Origin of the sequence: Streptomyces cadmiisoli (assembly GCF_003261055.1) — a bacterium.
In the GTDB taxonomy this organism is placed as follows: domain Bacteria; phylum Actinomycetota; class Actinomycetes; order Streptomycetales; family Streptomycetaceae; genus Streptomyces; species Streptomyces cadmiisoli.
The window spans coordinates 5,387,368-5,405,425 of the sequence record NZ_CP030073.1; the positions used below are offsets into that span (position 1 = coordinate 5,387,368).

The 18,058-nt window shown below is 67.0% G+C and carries 10 protein-coding genes and 3 rRNA genes; 12 read left to right on the forward strand and 1 reads right to left on the reverse strand.

Going from position 1 to position 18,058, the window contains the following annotated elements:
* Positions 1-4 precede the first annotated feature (4 nt).
* From DN051_RS23505 to DN051_RS23540, 8 genes are all read left to right on the forward strand, one after another.
* Complete coding sequence (locus tag DN051_RS23505) at positions 5-1,621, forward strand: L-lactate permease (RefSeq protein ID WP_053760357.1); 1,617 nt, start codon at positions 5-7, stop codon at positions 1,619-1,621.
* Between the two features lie 136 nt (positions 1,622-1,757).
* Positions 1,758-3,122, forward strand: coding sequence for a phosphomannomutase/phosphoglucomutase (locus DN051_RS23510; RefSeq protein WP_053760358.1), 1,365 nt, complete (start codon positions 1,758-1,760; stop codon positions 3,120-3,122).
* A gap of 384 nt (positions 3,123-3,506) precedes the next feature.
* Positions 3,507-3,677: a Trm112 family protein gene (locus DN051_RS23515; protein WP_079001171.1), complete on the forward strand. Its 171-nt coding sequence runs from the start codon at positions 3,507-3,509 to the stop codon at positions 3,675-3,677.
* A gap of 73 nt (positions 3,678-3,750) precedes the next feature.
* Positions 3,751-4,878: an SIS domain-containing protein gene (locus tag DN051_RS23520; RefSeq protein ID WP_053760359.1), complete on the forward strand. Its 1,128-nt coding sequence runs from the start codon at positions 3,751-3,753 to the stop codon at positions 4,876-4,878.
* 80 nt (positions 4,879-4,958) lie between these two features.
* Entirely contained in the window at positions 4,959-6,110 is a 1,152-nt protein-coding gene (manA, locus tag DN051_RS23525; protein ID WP_053760360.1) for a mannose-6-phosphate isomerase, class I, read from the forward strand.
* Between the two features lie 167 nt (positions 6,111-6,277).
* A complete protein-coding gene (locus DN051_RS23530) occupies positions 6,278-7,258 on the forward strand; it encodes a cation diffusion facilitator family transporter (protein WP_112442396.1) in 981 nt (326 codons plus the stop codon).
* A gap of 526 nt (positions 7,259-7,784) precedes the next feature.
* On the forward strand, positions 7,785-9,242 hold the full coding sequence (gene ahcY, locus DN051_RS23535) for an adenosylhomocysteinase (protein WP_053760361.1): 1,458 nt from the start codon (positions 7,785-7,787) through the stop codon (positions 9,240-9,242).
* 140 nt (positions 9,243-9,382) lie between these two features.
* Entirely contained in the window at positions 9,383-9,994 is a 612-nt protein-coding gene (locus tag DN051_RS23540) for a hypothetical protein (protein ID WP_053760362.1), read from the forward strand.
* Between the two features lie 127 nt (positions 9,995-10,121).
* Here the strand turns inward: DN051_RS23540 and DN051_RS23545 are convergent, their stop codons facing one another.
* Positions 10,122-11,135 (reverse strand): RDD family protein, encoded by a 1,014-nt coding sequence (locus tag DN051_RS23545; RefSeq protein ID WP_112439445.1) that lies wholly within the window; start codon positions 11,133-11,135, stop codon positions 10,122-10,124.
* 131 nt (positions 11,136-11,266) lie between these two features.
* Here DN051_RS23545 and DN051_RS23550 point away from each other — a divergent pair, with 131 nt between their 5' ends.
* The 4 genes from DN051_RS23550 to rrf all read left to right on the forward strand — a co-directional run bounded on the left by DN051_RS23550 (position 11,267) and on the right by rrf (position 17,968).
* The gene (locus tag DN051_RS23550; protein WP_112439446.1) at positions 11,267-12,274 is read left to right on the forward strand and encodes a stage II sporulation protein M; all 1,008 of its coding nucleotides are present in this window, start codon (positions 11,267-11,269) and stop codon (positions 12,272-12,274) included.
* 544 nt (positions 12,275-12,818) lie between these two features.
* Positions 12,819-14,341 (forward strand): 16S ribosomal RNA (locus DN051_RS23560).
* A gap of 303 nt (positions 14,342-14,644) precedes the next feature.
* Positions 14,645-17,766 (forward strand): 23S ribosomal RNA (locus DN051_RS23565).
* An 85-nt stretch (positions 17,767-17,851) separates the two neighbouring features.
* Positions 17,852-17,968 (forward strand): 5S ribosomal RNA (gene rrf, locus DN051_RS23570).
* The 16S, 23S and 5S rRNA genes sit together here, the layout of an rRNA operon.
* Positions 17,969-18,058: the final 90 nt, after the last annotated feature.

Here is an 18,058-nt window from a genome sequence, read left to right on the forward strand (position 1 = left end):
CGCTATGTACGTGCAGGAACTGGAACCCGTCGCCGGCTCGCTCGGCCTGTCCGCCCTGGTGGCGGCCCTTCCCCTCGTGATCGTCCTGATCCTGCTCGGCGGCGTCCGGATGAAGGCGCACCTGGCCGGCCTGACGGGCCTCCTCGCGGCCGTCCTGGTCGCCTGGCTCGCCTACGGCATGCCCCTGGGTCAGACGGTCTCCAGCGCGGCCCAGGGAGCCGCCTTCGGTCTCTTTCCCATCCTGTGGATCGTCGTCAACGCCCTGTGGGTGTACCGGATGACCGTCCGCACCCGGCACTTCGACATCCTGCGCCGGTCCTTCGGGCGCCTCTCCGACGACCCGCGCATCCAGGCGCTCGTCGTCGCCTTCTGCTTCGGCGCCCTGCTGGAAGCGCTTGCCGGTTTCGGGGCGCCCGTCGCGATCTGCTCGGTCATGCTCGTCGCGCTCGGCTTCGAACCGGTGCGCGCCGCGGTCGTCGCCCTGGTCGCCAACACCGCGCCCGTGGCCTTCGGCGCCATGGGAACGCCGGTGGTCACACTCGCCCAGGTCACCGGCCTCCCGCTGGAGGACGTGGCCTCCGTGGTGGGGCGCCAGACCCCGCTGCTGGCGCTCGTGGTGCCGCTCGTGCTGGTCGGGCTCGTGGACGGCCGGCGCGGACTGCGCGAGACCTGGGTGCCGGCCATGGCGTGCGGAGTCGCCTTCGCCGTCGCCCAGTTCGCCGCCTCGAACTACGTCTCCGCCCAACTCGCCGACATCGGCGCCGCCCTGGCGGGCGCGGCCGCGCTGGTGGCCGTACCGCAGGCGCGCAGGCCCGCCGCCGAACCCGTCCGTGCGTCCGTGCTGACCGGCACGCGCAGCGAGGAACTGGACGAGGACGACCCGCGCGCCGAGGTCGTACGGGCCTACGCGCCCTACGCCCTGATCGTGGCCGTGTTCTCCATCGCGCAGATCCCCGCCGTCAAGGACTGGCTGGCACAGGCGACGCAGATGTACGACTGGCCCTTCCTGAACGTCGTGAACGCCGACGGCGAGGCGGTCGGCGGCAACGTCTTCAGCTGGCCGATCGTCTCCACCGGCGGCACGCTCGTACTGATCGCGGGCGTGTTCACGGCCGCCGTCATCGGGGTCCACGCGCGCGTGGCGGTCAGGGAATGGGCCGCCACGGTCCACGAGTTGAGGTTCGCGATCCTGACGGTGACGTCCGTGCTCGCCCTCGCCTACGTCATGAACCTCTCCGGACAGGCGGCCACGATCGGCCACTTCGTGGCGGCGGCCGGTGCGGGACTGGCGTTCCTCTCGCCCGTACTGGGGTGGTTCGGCGTCGCCGTGTCCGGCTCGGACACCTCGGCCAACGCCCTCTTCGGCGCCCTGCAGGTGACGGCCGCCCGCGAGTCCGGGCTCTCCCCCGAACTGCTGGCCGCCGCCAACAGTTCGGGCGGTGTCCTCGGCAAGATGATCTCGCCGCAGAACCTCACCATCGCCTGTGCCGCGGTGGGACTCGCGGGCCGCGAGGGGGACCTGCTGCGCAAGGTGCTGCCGTGGAGCCTCGGGCTGCTGCTCGTGATGTGCCTGATCGTCGTCGGCCAGAGTTCGCCGGTGCTCGGCTGGATGCTCCCCTGACCAGGCGCTCCGCCACGCGGCCGCGGCCTTCGCCGACCTGAGGTCACGGCTGGGAGTCCACTTTCCGTCCCCCCGTCGCGATGTCGGTGGGGACGGGTAGTTTGTGGTGACCGATAGGACTCCAGGAGGGTTGGCCGTGACTGCTGATCTGTCGCAGATCGTGAAGGCGTACGACGTGCGCGGTGTGGTCCCGAGCCAGTGGGACGAGTCCCTGGCCGAACTCTTCGGGGCCGCCTTCGCGCGGGTGACGCGCGCCGAAGCGATAGTCGTCGGCCACGACATGAGGCCGTCGTCCCCGGGTCTGTCCCGCGCCTTCGCGCGCGGCGCGGTGGCCCAGGGCGTCGACGTCACCGAGATCGGCCTCTGCTCGACCGACCAGCTGTACTACGCGTCGGGCGCGCTCGACCTGCCCGGCGCGATGTTCACCGCCTCGCACAACCCGGCGCAGTACAACGGCATCAAGCTGTGCCGCGCGGGCGCCGCCCCGGTCGGCCAGGACACCGGTCTGACCGAGATCCGGGAGCTGGTGGAGGGCTGGAGCGACACGGGCGCCCCCGAGCCGGCCCCGGCGCACGGAAAGATCACACAGCGCGAGACGCTGGAGGACTACGCGGCCCATCTGCGGTCCCTGGTCGACCTGACGTCGATCCGCCCCCTGAAGGTCGTCGTCGACGCGGGCAACGGCATGGGCGGCCACACCGTCCCCACGGTCTTCACCGGCCTGCCCCTGGACCTCGTCCCGATGTACTTCGAACTGGACGGCACCTTCCCCAACCACGAGGCCAACCCCCTGGACCCGGCGAACCTCGTCGACCTCCAGCTGCGCGTCCGCGAGGAGGGCGCCGACCTGGGCATCGCCTTCGACGGCGACGCCGACCGCTGCTTCGTCGTCGACGCGAACGGCGACCCGGTCTCCCCGTCGGCGATCACCGCGCTGGTCGCCGCCCGCGAGCTGGCGAGGAACGGCGGCACGGGCACGATCATCCACAACCTGATCACGTCCTGGTCGGTCCCCGAGGTCGTCGCGGAGCACGGCGGCACCCCGGCCCGCACCCGCGTGGGCCACTCCTTCATCAAGGCCGAGATGGCCAGGACGGGCGCGATCTTCGGCGGCGAGCACTCCGCGCACTACTACTTCCGTGACTTCTGGAACGCCGACACGGGCATGCTGGCCGCGCTGCACGTCCTGGCGGCGCTCGGCGGTCAGGACGGCCCGCTGTCCACCCTGGTCGCCCAGTACGACCGCTACGTCGGCTCCGGCGAGATCAACTCCACCGTCGAGGACCAGAACGCCCGCCTCGCGGCGATCAGGACGGCGTACGAGGACCGTGAGGACGTCACCCTGGACGAACTCGACGGCCTCACCGTCACCGCCGCCGACTGGTGGTTCAACGTCCGCCCGTCCAACACGGAACCACTGCTCCGACTGAACGCCGAGGCCCGCGACGAGCCGACGATGACGAAGGTGCGGGACGAGGCACTGGCGATCATCAGAGGGTGACGGGGCCGGACCGGTCACGCGTCGCTCCGTCGTTCGGCGGGGGCGGGGGCGGGAGGGGTGTGGGTCGGTCGGTGCCGGTGGGTGCCGGTGGGTGGGCCGGTTCCCGCCGGGTCGGGTCGGCCCGCCCCGTCACACCGGATCGCCCCGCCGGGGCCGTTCCCTCCGGCGGTCCCGTACGAGGCACCCCGAGGTGGAGACGAGGCGCCGACCACAGCCCGGGCACGGCACGGGAGTGGCCGAAACCGGACACCCGTGCCCCGACCACCGGTCACCGGCCGACTCCGACCCGTCCAACCCCCGGCACCCCACCCCGACCGGCGGTACGCTGACCAGGCACGTCCTCACAACAACACCCACCCGCACCGCCCCCGAAGGGACGCCCACATGCCGCTCGAAGCCGGCCTCCTGGAGATCCTCGCCTGCCCGGCCTGCCACGCCTCCCTCGCGGAGCAGGACACCGAGCTGATCTGCACCGGCCACGACTGCGGTCTGGCCTATCCCGTGCGCGACGGGATCCCCGTCCTCCTCGTCGACGAGGCCCGCCGCCCCGCGTGAACGACGCCGGCGGCCCGTCCCGGACCACGGCCGCCCGCGCAACCGAAAACCCGGCGTTCGGAGGCTGCCGCCCATGCTCGACGAATCGCTGCTCGACTCCCCGGAGGGGCTTGCCGCGGCCGACCAGCGCGGCCTGCTCCGCGGCGCCGCGGAGGCAGGTGCCCGCGTCCGCACGGCCGCCCGGCACGCCGCCGAGGCCGGCGTCGACGACCTCAAACCCGACGGCCGTCCCCGTGCCGTCCTCATCGCGGGCCCCGGCGCCGCCGCGACCCACGCCGCCGACCTGATCGGCTCGCTCGCCGGCCCCGGCAGCCCGGTCACCAGGCTGGCGCCCACCGGCGTCGCCCCCGCGGCCGGCGCCCTGCGCTGGGAGCTGCCCGGCTGGACGGGCTCGGTCGACCTGCTCCTGATCGCGACCCCCGACGGCACCGAACCGGGCCTGTCACTGCTCGCCGACCAGGCCTACCGCCGCGGCTGCACCGTCGCCGCCGTGGCCCCCGCGGGCACCCCGCTGGTCGAGGCCGTCGAGGGAGCCCACGGCCTGTTCGTCCCGCTGGCGACCGCGCCGTACGAGCACGACGAACCCCTCGCCGCGTCCGCGCCCGGCGTCCTGTGGGCGCTGCTCACCCCGCTCCTGGCGCTGCTGGACCGCATCGGCCTGCTCACCGCCCCGCCCGACGCCCTGGAGAAGGTCGCCAACCGCCTCGACCTCGTCGCCGAGCGCTGCGGGCCCGCGATCGCGGCGTACAGCAACGCCGCCAAGACCCTCGCCGCCGAACTCGCCGACGCCCTCCCGATCGTCTGGACGGAAGGACCGTCGGCCGGTCCCGCGGGCCGCAGGTTCGCCGCCGCCCTTGCCGAACTCTCCGGCCACCCCGCCGTCGTGGCCGAACTCCCGGAGGCGCTCGCCACGCACAGCGCCCTGCTCGCCGGCCGGCTGGCCGCCAACGCCGACCCGGACGACTTCTTCCGCGACCGCGTGGAGGAACGACCCGCCCTGCACGCACGCGTGGTGCTCCTGCGGGACCGTCCGATCGGCGGCCTCACCGCCGCCCCCGCCGCCCGCGACCTGGCCCTCAGCCACGACACGCCGATCAGCGAGCTGGAACCCGAGCCCGGCGGCGAACTGGAGACCCTCGCCGAACTGATCGCCATCACGGATTTCGCCGCCGTTTACCTGGCGCTCGCTTCGGAAGCCTGATCTGGCACAGGACACCCCGACCGTCGTACGCGGAGGAGAACCCGCGTCGTACGCAGAGAGAAGCGAGCAGAGAGAAGCGAATGGACCGCCTCGACAACACCATCCGCCCCTACGCCTGGGGTTCCACCACCGCCATCGCGGGACTCCTCGGCGTGGAGCCGTCCGGCGAACCGCAGGCCGAGATGTGGATGGGCGCCCACCCCGGCGCACCGTCGCGCACCGACCGCGGCACTCTGTTCGAGCTCGTCGAGGCCGACCCGGAGCGCGAACTCGGCCCCGAGTCCGTGGGCAGGTTCGGCCCCACACTGCCCTTCCTCCTCAAGGTCCTCGCCGCGGGCGCCCCCCTCTCCCTCCAGGTCCACCCCGACCTGGCGCAGGCGAAGGAGGGTTACGAGGACGAGGAGCGCCGCGGCGTCCCCGTCGACGCCCCGCACCGCAACTACAAGGACGCCAACCACAAGCCGGAACTCATCTGCGCGCTCACCGAGTTCGACGGCCTGTGCGGCTTCCGCGACCCGCTGCGGACCGCCGAACTGCTCGACGGCCTCGGCGTCGACTCCCTCAAGCCGTACGTCGACCTGCTGCACGCCCACCCCGAGGACGCGGCCCTGCGCGAGGTCCTCACCGCCGTCCTCACCGCGGACCCCGACGAGATGGCCCGCACCGTCGCCGAGACCGCCGCCGCCTGCGCCCGCCTCGGCGGTGAGTACGCCCCGTACGCCGGCCTCGCCCACCACTACCCCGGCGACCCCGGCGTCATCGCCGCACTGCTCCTCAACCACGTCCGCCTGCAGCCCGGCGAGGCCCTGTACCTCGGGGCCGGCGTCCCGCACGCCTACCTCGACGGCCTCGGCGTCGAGATCATGGCCAACTCCGACAACGTCCTGCGCGCCGGCCTGACCCCGAAGCACATCGACGTCCCCGAACTCCTGCGCATCGTCCGCTTCGAGGCCGGCGACCCCGGCGTCCTGCGCCCGGAGGCGGCACCGGACGGCGAGGAGGTCTACGAGACCCCCATCGACGAGTTCCGCCTCTCCCGCCACGTCCTCGCGGCCGGCGGCGCCGCCCGCGACCTCACCCGCGCCACCCCGCAGATACTGCTCTGCACGGCCGGCACCGTGCAGGCCGGCGAGCACGAACTGACACCCGGTCGATCCGTCTTCGTACCGGCGGGCGAAAAGGCCGAAGTGTCCGGCGCCGGCACGCTTTTCCGGGCCACGGTCGTCGCCTGACGGACCGGCGCGGGCCCCTTCCGCGGCGACGACGGCGACCTCGCGCGCCGTCGTCGCGGCGGACTGCAACAATGGCCCACCGCAAGGCCAGGGCAAAGCCCGGGACGGCGTACGAAGCCCGTGCGCACCGGCCCCGGATCGGCGTACGAAGGGACAACGCGAACAACATGAGCGCGTCAGGCGGAACCAAGGCGATCGTGGCGGCACTTCTCGCCAACCTCTCGATCGCGGTAGCTAAGTTCGTGGCGTTCCTCTTCAGCGGCTCGTCCTCGATGCTCGCCGAGTCCGTGCACTCCGTCGCCGACTCCGGCAACCAGGGCCTGCTCCTCCTCGGCGGCAAGAAGGCCCAGCGCGAGGCCACCCCGCAACACCCCTTCGGCTACGGCCGCGAGCGCTACATCTACGCCTTCCTCGTCTCGATCGTCCTCTTCTCCGTCGGCGGCATGTTCGCCATCTACGAGGGCTACGAGAAGATCAAGCACCCGCATGAGATCGAGCACTGGTACTGGCCGGTGGGCGTCCTGGTCTTCGCGATCATCGCCGAGACCTTCTCCTTCCGGACGGCCATCAAGGAATCCAACGTCCTGCGCGGCAAGAAGTCCTGGAAGGAGTTCGTCCGCCACGCCAAGGCGCCCGAGCTGCCGGTCGTGCTGCTGGAGGACCTCGGCGCGCTCGTCGGTCTGATCCTCGCCCTCGGCGGCGTCGGCCTGGCGCTGCTCACCGGCGACGGCGTCTGGGACGGCATCGGCACCCTCTGCATCGGTGTCCTGCTCATCCTGATCGCCCTCGTCCTGGCCGCCGAGACGAAGTCGCTGCTGCTCGGCGAGGCGGCCGGCGTCGAGGACGTCAAGAAGATCGAGGCCGCCACCGTCGACGGCACCACCGTCACCCGCATCATCCACATGCGCACACTCCACCTCGGCCCCGAGGAACTGCTGGTCGCCGCCAAGATCGCCGTACGCCACGACGACACGGCCACCGAGGTCGCCGCCGCCATCGACGCCGCCGAGTCCCGCATCCGCGAGGCGGTCCCGATCGCCCGCGTCATCTACCTGGAGCCCGACGTCTACAGCGAGACCGAGGCGGCCAAGGGCCCCGACCCCGAGGCGACCCCGGGCGGCCCGACCCCGCCGACCACCGAGCACTGATCACCGCCACCGTCCCGACGGGGCCCGCCGCACGCCCGGCGGGCCCCGTCGTGCGTCATTGGGCCGGCAGCTTCCGGGGGGTCCGCCAGGCCGGCGCCGCCCTGCACTGCCGTACAACCGCGCTAGCGCGGTTGTGCCCCAGCCCCGCGAGGAACGGTCACCCTCGCCCGACGAGGCGGCTGCCGCGCGAGCGCGCCCATCAGCCCGACTCAGCAGCTCGGCATCGTGTGCGTCTCCAGCACCCGGCCCCGCACCGCGAACGCGCACCGTTCCGCCGGGAACGGCCTGAAATCTTCGGAGCGGGCTGGGGAAGGCCGGGCGCCCCGGTGTAGCTTGGGACGGAGTCAGACGTCGCTGCTGATGGCGGTCGGGCGGTCCCCCAGCGGACCGTCCGAGGGAGAGAGGGCCTCCGACGGACTGCGCTGCGCGCACACGGGCATGCCCGTGTGCTGTTCGGGCACGCGTGTGTCCGCCGCCGCGCAGATCAGCCGTACCCACCTCGACCCAACCCGAGGAGCAGCCCCCAATGACGACTGTCGACAGCCGACAGGACTTCAAGGTCGCCGACCTCTCCCTGGCCGAGTTCGGCCGCAAGGAGATCACCCTCGCCGAGCACGAGATGCCGGGCCTGATGGCGATCCGCAAGGAGTACGCCGCGACCCAGCCCCTCAAGGGCGCCCGTGTCACCGGCTCCCTGCACATGACCGTGCAGACCGCCGTCCTCATCGAGACCCTCGTCGCCCTGGGCGCACAGGTCCGCTGGGCGTCCTGCAACATCTTCTCCACCCAGGACCACGCGGCCGCCGCCATCGCCGTCGGCCCGAACGGCACGCCCGACAACCCGCAGGGCGTTCCGGTCTTCGCCTGGAAGGGCGAGACCCTGGAGGAGTACTGGTGGTGCACGGAGCAGGCGCTGACCTGGCCGGGCACCCCCACCGGCGGCCCGAACATGATCCTGGACGACGGCGGTGACGCCACCCTCCTCGTCCACAAGGGCGTCGAGTACGAGAAGGACGGCAAGGTCCCCTCGCCCGACACCGCCGAGTCCGACGAGCACCGCGTCATCCTCGAACTGCTCACCCGCACCGTGAGCGAGACCCCGCAGAAGTGGACCCAGCTGGCGTCCGAGATCCGCGGCGTGACCGAGGAGACCACGACCGGCGTCCACCGCCTGTACGAGATGCACCGCGAGGGCACCCTCCTGTTCCCGGCGATCAACGTCAACGACGCCGTCACCAAGTCGAAGTTCGACAACAAATACGGCTGCCGCCACTCGCTGGTCGACGGCATCAACCGCGCCACCGACACCCTGATCGGCGGCAAGACCGTGGTCATCTGCGGTTACGGCGACGTGGGCAAGGGCTGCGCGGAGTCCCTGCGCGGTCAGGGCGCCCGCGTCATCGTCACCGAGATCGACCCGATCTGCGCCCTCCAGGCGGCGATGGACGGCTACCAGGTCACGACCCTCGACGAGGTCATCGACAAGGCCGACATCTTCGTCACCACGACCGGTAACAAGGACATCATCATGGCCGCGGACATGGCCAAGATGAAGCACCAGGCGATCGTCGGCAACATCGGCCACTTCGACAACGAGATCGACATGGCCGGCCTCGCCAAGGTCCCCGGCATCGTCAAGGACGAGGTCAAGCCCCAGGTGCACACCTGGACCTTCCCCGACGGGAAGAAGATCATCGTCCTGTCCGAGGGCCGCCTGCTGAACCTGGGCAACGCCACCGGTCACCCGTCGTTCGTGATGTCCAACTCCTTCGCGGACCAGACCCTGGCCCAGATCGAGCTGTTCACCAAGCCCGACGAGTACCCGACCGACGTCTACGTGCTGCCCAAGCACCTCGACGAGAAGGTCGCCCGCCTCCACCTCGACGCGCTCGGCGTGAAGCTGACGACGCTCCGCCCCGAGCAGGCCGACTACATCGGCGTCAAGGTCGATGGCCCCTTCAAGCCGGACCACTACCGCTACTGAGTCCGCAGCCGACCCGCTGAGCAGCGCGTCCGTGCACTGACGCCCACCTCAGCGGCAGGTCCTCCGAGGCAGGCCCCCGCACCCCCGTGCCGGGGGCCTGCCCCTTTGGCCGGACCGACCCGTCACACCTCAGGACCCCCATGCCCCGCGGCCGCTATTCGCTCCACGATCCACACGATCACACCCCCTTCGCAGCAGAGCACTTCCACTGCGCCCCCGGCCCCTCCGGCTGGCGCTACGTCTCCCAACTGACCTCCCCCTCGGGCGATCACCGAGGCTCCGTCGACCTCGCCCTCGACGATCTCGGCCGCCCCATCCGCCTCGAACTCCACGCGGCGAGCTGGCAGGTGCGAGGCGCCGCCCTCGACGGCGTCACCTGGGTCCGCACGGACCCCACCGGCGCCCACGCCACCGAAGGAAACGTCCGCGCTCACGCCTTCACCGGCACATCCCCCGCGTTCCTCATCGCCGTCACCCGTCTGCTCCGGCTCACCCCCTCCGACTCCGCCACCCGCCTGCGCCTCGTCGCCTTCACGGAACCGGTCCTCGCTCCGCGCACCGTGGACCAGTCCTGGGCGCTGCTGAAAAGAGAAACACACAGCACTGACAACGGCCCCCTGACCGTGGACGAATACCAGGTCACAGCCTTGGACACGGGCGAACAGCACCTCGTGCACATCGCCGGCGACGTGGTGCTCTCGGCGCCTGGGATCGAGCTGGAGGACCTCGAGTCGCCGCCGTCCGTCACATGAGGAGTCCAAGGGCGGAGCCCCGGCACAGCCGACCGCTCACGATTGCCGGGACTCACGGATCAACAACCCACCAGCCAGGCACTAAAGCCTCAAAAATCCAGTTATCCGGCACAGACGCGTCAGGTAGTCACGCGGGCGGCACGAACCCGGTGGCGGGCCGTTCCGGATCAGCCGGCGGCCCGCCCTTCCGCGTCGCGGGCGGCGTCTGCCGCGCCTGATCCTCACCGGGAGCGGTTGACGGACGCGCTTCTTGGAAAGCGGCGCGTGGCCGATGATCCTGATCGGGAGCTGCCGGCGGGCGCACGTCCCCCCAGCCGTGACCGCCAGGCATCGCACCCGCCGTCGGCTGTACCCCGTACGCGCCCCCGGCCACGCCCACCTCCGAAGCCGCTGGGCTGCCGAATGCGCGCCGGGCTTCCCGTGCCTGCCGCTCCTGCACCACCGCGGCCAGGTACGCGTCCGGCGGAACTCCGTCCGGCACGGGAACCCCGGTCCGACCGGCGAGATCGGCGGACAACCGTTCCGCCATGGCCCAGCCGACCTGCGGGTCGAGCTGACGCATCCGCGTCAGGTACTGGCGCACGGCCAGCCACAGACCGTCCGGAACCGCGGACAGATCAAGCCCCGAGAAGTGCCCGGCCAGCCAGGGCGGCGGCGCGGGCACGGATCCGGACCTGGCGGAGGGCACCCGCTCCCGCACGACAAGCGTGCCCGCGAAGACATCCCCGATCCGGCGCCCCCGCTCCGACACGAGTGAGGCGATGCAGGCCACCACCCCGAACGTGAACAGGATCTCGACCGCGCCGATGGCCCCACGGACCAGCGCATGCCGGAAACGGATCGGCCCGCCGTCGTCACGCACCACACGCAGCCCGAACGCCAGCTTTCCCAAGGACCGCCCATGACTGAGCGTCTCCACGGCGATCGGCCCACCCACCAGAACCAACAGGAACGTGGCTATGGACACCGCGATCTGCGCGGCCTCGTCCAACGACGCGGTCGCCATGACCAGCACGAGCGTCACGACGACGTAGACGGTGACCGCCACCACCAGATCGAGAAGGATGGCCAGCGCCCTGCTGGGCAGCCTCGCGGGGCTCAGCTCCAGCGCCACCGCCTCACCCGTCACCAGCTCACTCACACCCGTCGTCCTTCCCCTGACCTGCCCCGAGAACGGCCAGTCTGCCAAGCTGAAGGCGCATCGCGCCGCAGTACTACAAGCTGACACCCAACGACGAGCCCGCGACGAACAGCCGAGGAGCAGGCAGAACGATGGACCTCGACGTCTTCGTCTCCGCGCACCGCGCGGAATGGGACCGCCTCGAAGCCCTGCTCAGACGCCGGCGCCGACTCAAAGGCGCCGAAACGGACGAACTCGTCGCCCTCTACCAGCGCACCGCCACGCACCTCTCCCTGATCCAGTCCAGCGCCCCCGACCCGCAGCTGACAGGACGGCTGAGCCAACTGGTGGCACGCGCGCGTAGCGCGGTGACCGGCACCCGCCGCGCCTCCTGGCGCGACGCCACCCACTTCCTGGCATACGGCTTCCCCGCCGCCGTCTACCGATCACGCCACTGGTGGGTCCCCACCGCGCTCCTGTCCACGCTCATCGCGGCTCTCCTGGGCTGGTGGATCGGCACGCACCCGGAAGTCCAGGCCACCATCGCCGCCCCCGCAGAACTACGCGAGCTCACCCGCCCCGGCGGCGAGTACGAGTCCTACTACTCCAGTCACCCGGCCGCCTCCTTCGCCGCTCGCGTCTGGACGAACAACGCCCAGGCTGCCGCGATGTGCCTGGTTCTCGGGGTCTTCCTGGGTCTCCCGGTGCTCTGGATCCTCTTCCAGAACATGCTCAACCTCGGCATCGGGTTCGGCCTGATGTCCTCGGCCGGTCGGCTGGACACCTTCCTCGGCCTTGTCCTCCCGCACGGGCTCCTGGAACTGACGGCGGTGTTCGTCGCCGCTGGCACGGGATTGAGACTCGGGTGGACGGTGATCGACCCCGGCCCGCGCACCCGGCGCCAGGCCTTGGCCGAGGAAGGCAGATCCGCCGTCGGAATGGCGATCGGCATCGCGCTGGTTCTCTTCGTCGCCGGCGCCATCGAAGGCTTCGTCACTCCGTCGGGCCTACCGACATGGGCCCGCATCGCCATCGGCATCGCCGCGGAGTTGGCCTTCCTCGCATACGTCTACGTGCTCGGACGCCGGGCCACCCGCGCCGGGCACACCGGTGACCTGGACGCAGCCGAGCGCAGCCACAGCGTGCCGACCGCCGCCTGATGTGCGCAGACACCAGATGAACTGCTAGTGTCCTCTTCGCCCCACAGGAACCGTTGACACGGAGCGTGTGGGGAGGTAGATTCGAACAGTTGCCTGGACTGGAGTTCTCCGGTCGGCAGCCTTGAGAATCTATCTGCTTCACGAGACATCGCTTTCGAGGAAGCTCTCCCGATGAATCGGAATGGATGGCTGGCAAGACCGGCCGGAAACCTCTGATAAAGTCGGAACCGCCGGAAAGGAAAGCGCGAAAGCGAAGACCTGGAAAGCACCGAGGAAATCGGATCGAGAAAAGATCTGATAGAGTCGGAAACACCGAAGGGAAGCGCCCGGAGGAAAGCCCGAGAGGGTGAGTACGAAGGAAGCGTCCGTTCCTTGAGAACTCAACAGCGTGCCAAAAGTCAACGCCAGATATGTTGATACCCCGTCTCCAGCATCTGCTGGGGCGAGGTTCCTTTGAAATAACACAGCGAGGACGCTGTGAACGGTCGGATTATTCCTCCGATCGTTCCGCTCTCGTGGTGTTCGCCCCGATCACGGGGAAGCATTCACGGAGAGTTTGATCCTGGCTCAGGACGAACGCTGGCGGCGTGCTTAACACATGCAAGTCGAACGATGAAGCCCTTCGGGGTGGATTAGTGGCGAACGGGTGAGTAACACGTGGGCAATCTGCCCTGCACTCTGGGACAAGCCCTGGAAACGGGGTCTAATACCGGATATGAGCCTCTTCCGCATGGTTGAGGTTGTAAAGCTCCGGCGGTGCAGGATGAGCCCGCGGCCTATCAGCTTGTTGGTGAGGTAACGGCTCACCAAGGCGACGACGGGTAGCCGGCCTGAGAGGGCGACCGGCCACACTGGGACTGAGACACGGCCCAGACTCCTACGGGAGGCAGCAGTGGGGAATATTGCACAATGGGCGAAAGCCTGATGCAGCGACGCCGCGTGAGGGATGACGGCCTTCGGGTTGTAAACCTCTTTCAGCAGGGAAGAAGCGAAAGTGACGGTACCTGCAGAAGAAGCGCCGGCTAACTACGTGCCAGCAGCCGCGGTAATACGTAGGGCGCAAGCGTTGTCCGGAATTATTGGGCGTAAAGAGCTCGTAGGCGGCTTGTCACGTCGGTTGTGAAAGCCCGGGGCTTAACCCCGGGTCTGCAGTCGATACGGGCAGGCTAGAGTTCGGTAGGGGAGATCGGAATTCCTGGTGTAGCGGTGAAATGCGCAGATATCAGGAGGAACACCGGTGGCGAAGGCGGATCTCTGGGCCGATACTGACGCTGAGGAGCGAAAGCGTGGGGAGCGAACAGGATTAGATACCCTGGTAGTCCACGCCGTAAACGGTGGGCACTAGGTGTGGGCAACATTCCACGTTGTCCGTGCCGCAGCTAACGCATTAAGTGCCCCGCCTGGGGAGTACGGCCGCAAGGCTAAAACTCAAAGGAATTGACGGGGGCCCGCACAAGCGGCGGAGCATGTGGCTTAATTCGACGCAACGCGAAGAACCTTACCAAGGCTTGACATACACCGGAAACGTCTGGAGACAGGCGCCCCCTTGTGGTCGGTGTACAGGTGGTGCATGGCTGTCGTCAGCTCGTGTCGTGAGATGTTGGGTTAAGTCCCGCAACGAGCGCAACCCTTGTCCCGTGTTGCCAGCAGGCCCTTGTGGTGCTGGGGACTCACGGGAGACCGCCGGGGTCAACTCGGAGGAAGGTGGGGACGACGTCAAGTCATCATGCCCCTTATGTCTTGGGCTGCACACGTGCTACAATGGCCGGTACAATGAGCTGCGATACCGTGAGGTGGAGCGAATCTCAAAAAGCCGGTCTCAGTTCGGATTGGGGTCTGCAACTCGACCCCATGAAGTCGGAGTCGCTAGTAATCGCAGATCAGCATTGCTGCGGTGAATACGTTCCCGGGCCTTGTACACACCGCCCGTCACGTCACGAAAGTCGGTAACACCCGAAGCCGGTGGCCCAACCCTTGTGGAGGGAGCTGTCGAAGGTGGGACTGGCGATTGGGACGAAGTCGTAACAAGGTAGCCGTACCGGAAGGTGCGGCTGGATCACCTCCTTTCTAAGGAGCACTTCTTACCGGGCTTGCCCGGTCAGAGGCCAGGATGCGAGCGAACGTCTCGCACTGGTTGCTCATGGGTGGAACGTTGACTATTCGGCCAGATCTTGGGTCGGGGGCTGCTAGTACTGCTCGTCAGAGCGTGGAACGCATGATCTTCGGACGAGGGCTGGCCGGGCACGCTGTTGGGTGTCTGAGGGAATGAAGTTTCCTTCAGTCGCCGGCCCCAGTGAACTCCGGTTTGGTCCGGGGGTGATGGGTGGTTGGTCGTTGTTTGAGAACTGCACAGTGGACGCGAGCATCTGTGGCCAAGTTTTTAAGGGCGCACGGTGGATGCCTTGGCACCAGGAACCGATGAAGGACGTGGGAGGCCACGATAGTCCCCGGGGAGTCGTCAACCAGGCTTTGATCCGGGGGTTTCCGAATGGGGAAACCCGGCAGTCGTCATGGGCTGTCACCCGCTGCTGAACACATAGGCAGTGTGGAGGGAACGAGGGGAAGTGAAACATCTCAGTACCCTCAGGAAGAGAAAACAACCGTGATTCCGGGAGTAGTGGCGAGCGAAACTGGATGAGGCCAAACCGTGTACGTGTGAGACCCGGCAGGGGTTGCGTATACGGGGTTGTGGGATCTCTCTTTTGCGGTCTGCCGGCCGTGAGACGAGTCAGAAACCGTTGATGTAGACGAAGGACATGCGAAAGGTCCGGCGTAGAGGGTAAGACCCCCGTAGTCGAAATGTCAGCGGCTTGTTTGAGAGACACCCAAGTAGCACGGGGCCCGAGAAATCCCGTGTGAATCTGGCGGGACCACCCGCTAAGCCTAAATATTCCCTGGTGACCGATAGCGGATAGTACCGTGAGGGAATGGTGAAAAGTACCCCGGGAGGGGAGTGAAATAGTACCTGAAACCGTGTGCCTACAAGCCGTGGGAGCGTCGGAATGTGCTTGCACATTCTCGTGACTGCGTGCCTTTTGAAGAATGAGCCTGCGAGTTTGCGGTGTGTTGCGAGGTTAACCCGGGTGGGGTAGCCGTAGCGAAAGCGAGTCCGAACAGGGCGTTTTTAGTAGCACGCTCAAGACCCGAAGCGGAGTGATCTAGCCATGGGCAGGTTGAAGCGGAGGTAAGACTTCGTGGAGGACCGAACCCACCAGGGTTGAAAACCTGGGGGATGACCTGTGGTTAGGGGTGAAAGGCCAATCAAACTCCGTGATAGCTGGTTCTCCCCGAAATGCATTTAGGTGCAGCGTCGTGTGTTTCTTGCCGGAGGTAGAGCACTGGATAGGCGATGGGCCCTACCGGGTTACTGACCTTAGCCAAACTCCGAATGCCGGTAAGTGAGAGCGCGGCAGTGAGACTGTGGGGGATAAGCTCCATGGTCGAGAGGGAAACAGCCCAGAGCATCGACTAAGGCCCCTAAGCGTACGCTAAGTGGGAAAGGATGTGGAGTCGCACAGACAACCAGGAGGTTGGCTTAGAAGCAGCCACCCTTGAAAGAGTGCGTAATAGCTCACTGGTCTAGTGATTCCGCGCCGACAATGTAGCGGGGCTCAAGCGTACCGCCGAAGTCGTGTCATTGCAGCATGTAGGGCCAACGCCCGCTGTGATGGGTAGGGGAGCGTCGTCTGCCGGGTGAAGCAGCACCGGAAGGTAGTTGTGGACGGTTGACGAGTGAGAATGCAGGCATGAGTAGCGATACAAACGTGAGAAACGTTTGCGCCGATTGACTAAGGGTTCCTGGGTCAAGCTGATCTGCCCAGGGTAAGTCGGGACCTAAGGCGAGGCCGACAGGCGTAGTCGATGGATAACCGGTTGATATTCCGGTACCCGCTGTGAAGCGTCAAACATCGAGCATCGTGATGCTAAGGCCGTGAAGCCGCCCTGATCTCTTCGGAGTTGAGGGGAGTGGTGGAGCCGCCGGACCAAGCGGTTAGTAGGTGAGTGATGGGGTGACGCAGGAAGGTAGTCCATCCCGGGCGGTGGTTGTCCCGGGGTAAGGGTGTAGGCCGTGCGATAGGTAAATCCGTCGCGCATTGAGGCTGAGACCTGATGCCGAGCCGATTGTGGTGAAGTGGATGATCCTATGCTGTCGAGAAAAGCCTCTAGCGAGTTTCATGGCGGCCCGTACCCTAAACCGACTCAGGTGGTCAGGTAGAGAATACCGAGGCGTTCGGGTGAACTATGGTTAAGGAACTCGGCAAAATGCCCCCGTAACTTCGGGAGAAGGGGGGCCACGCCTGGTGAGAGCATTTACTGTTCGAGCTGGGGGTGGCCGCAGAGACCAGCGAGAAGCGACTGTTTACTAAAAACACAGGTCCGTGCGAAGCCGTAAGGCGATGTATACGGACTGACGCCTGCCCGGTGCTGGAACGTTAAGGGGACCGGTTAGCTCCATTTCGGTGGGGCGAAGCTGAGAACTTAAGCGCCAGTAAACGGCGGTGGTAACTATAACCATCCTAAGGTAGCGAAATTCCTTGTCGGGTAAGTTCCGACCTGCACGAATGGCGTAACGACTTCTCGACTGTCTCAACCATAGGCCCGGTGAAATTGCACTACGAGTAAAGATGCTCGTTTCGCGCAGCAGGACGGAAAGACCCCGGGACCTTTACTACAGTTTGATATTGGTGTTCGGTTCGGCTTGTGTAGGATAGCTGGGAGACTTTGAAGCTTGGACGCCAGTTCAGGTGGAGTCGTCGTTGAAATACCAGTCTGGTCGTGCTGGATGTCTAACCTGGGTCCGTGATCCGGATCAGGGACAGTGTCTGATGGGTAGTTTAACTGGGGCGGTTGCCTCCTAAAGAGTAACGGAGGCGCCCAAAGGTTCCCTCAGCCTGGTTGGTAATCAGGTGTTGAGTGTAAGTGCACAAGGGAGCTTGACTGTGAGACCGACGGGTCGAGCAGGGACGAAAGTCGGGACTAGTGATCCGGCGGTGGCTTGTGGAAGCGCCGTCGCTCAACGGATAAAAGGTACCCCGGGGATAACAGGCTGATCTTCCCCAAGAGTCCATATCGACGGGATGGTTTGGCACCTCGATGTCGGCTCGTCGCATCCTGGGGCTGGAGTCGGTCCCAAGGGTTGGGCTGTTCGCCCATTAAAGCGGTACGCGAGCTGGGTTTAGAACGTCGTGAGACAGTTCGGTCCCTATCCGCTGTGCGCGTAGGAGTCTTGAGAAGGGCTGTCCCTAGTACGAGAGGACCGGGACGGACGAACCTCTGGTGTGCCAGTTGTTCTGCCAAGGGCATGGCTGGTTGGCTACGTTCGGGAGGGATAACCGCTGAAAGCATCTAAGCGGGAAGCCTGCTTCGAGATGAGGGCTCCCACCCACTTGATGGGGTAAGGCTCCCAGTAGACGACTGGGTTGATAGGCCGGATATGGAAGCACGGTAACGTGTGGAGTTGACCGGTACTAATAGGCCGAGGGCTTGTCCTCAGTTGCTCGCGTCCACTGTGTTGGTTCTGAAACCACGAACAGCCCCGTATGGCCACATGCGGTCCGGTTGTCAGTTTCATAGTGTTTCGGTGGTTATAGCGTGAGGGAAACGCCCGGTTACATACCGAACCCGGAAGCTAAGCCTCACAGCGCCGATGGTACTGCAGGGGGGACCCTGTGGGAGAGTAGGACGCCGCCGAACAATTTTTGTGAAAGCCCCCGTGCCATTCGGCACGGGGGCTTTCTGCGTTTAGGCGTCGGACGGCGCCGGCCCTTTCAAGGGCTTTGAGGG

Coding starts and splice junctions, on each gene's coding strand:
- DN051_RS23520 (WP_053760359.1), top strand. CDS start 3,751: ATGCTCGACGAATCGCTGCTCGACTCCCCGGAGGGGCTTGCCGCGGCC.
- manA (WP_053760360.1), top strand. CDS start 4,959: ATGGACCGCCTCGACAACACCATCCGCCCCTACGCCTGGGGTTCCACC.
- DN051_RS23505 (WP_053760357.1), top strand. CDS start 5: ATGTACGTGCAGGAACTGGAACCCGTCGCCGGCTCGCTCGGCCTGTCC.
- DN051_RS23540 (WP_053760362.1), top strand. CDS start 9,383: ATGCCCCGCGGCCGCTATTCGCTCCACGATCCACACGATCACACCCCC.
- DN051_RS23530 (WP_112442396.1), top strand. CDS start 6,278: ATGAGCGCGTCAGGCGGAACCAAGGCGATCGTGGCGGCACTTCTCGCC.
- ahcY (WP_053760361.1), top strand. CDS start 7,785: ATGACGACTGTCGACAGCCGACAGGACTTCAAGGTCGCCGACCTCTCC.
- DN051_RS23515 (WP_079001171.1), top strand. CDS start 3,507: ATGCCGCTCGAAGCCGGCCTCCTGGAGATCCTCGCCTGCCCGGCCTGC.
- DN051_RS23550 (WP_112439446.1), top strand. CDS start 11,267: ATGGACCTCGACGTCTTCGTCTCCGCGCACCGCGCGGAATGGGACCGC.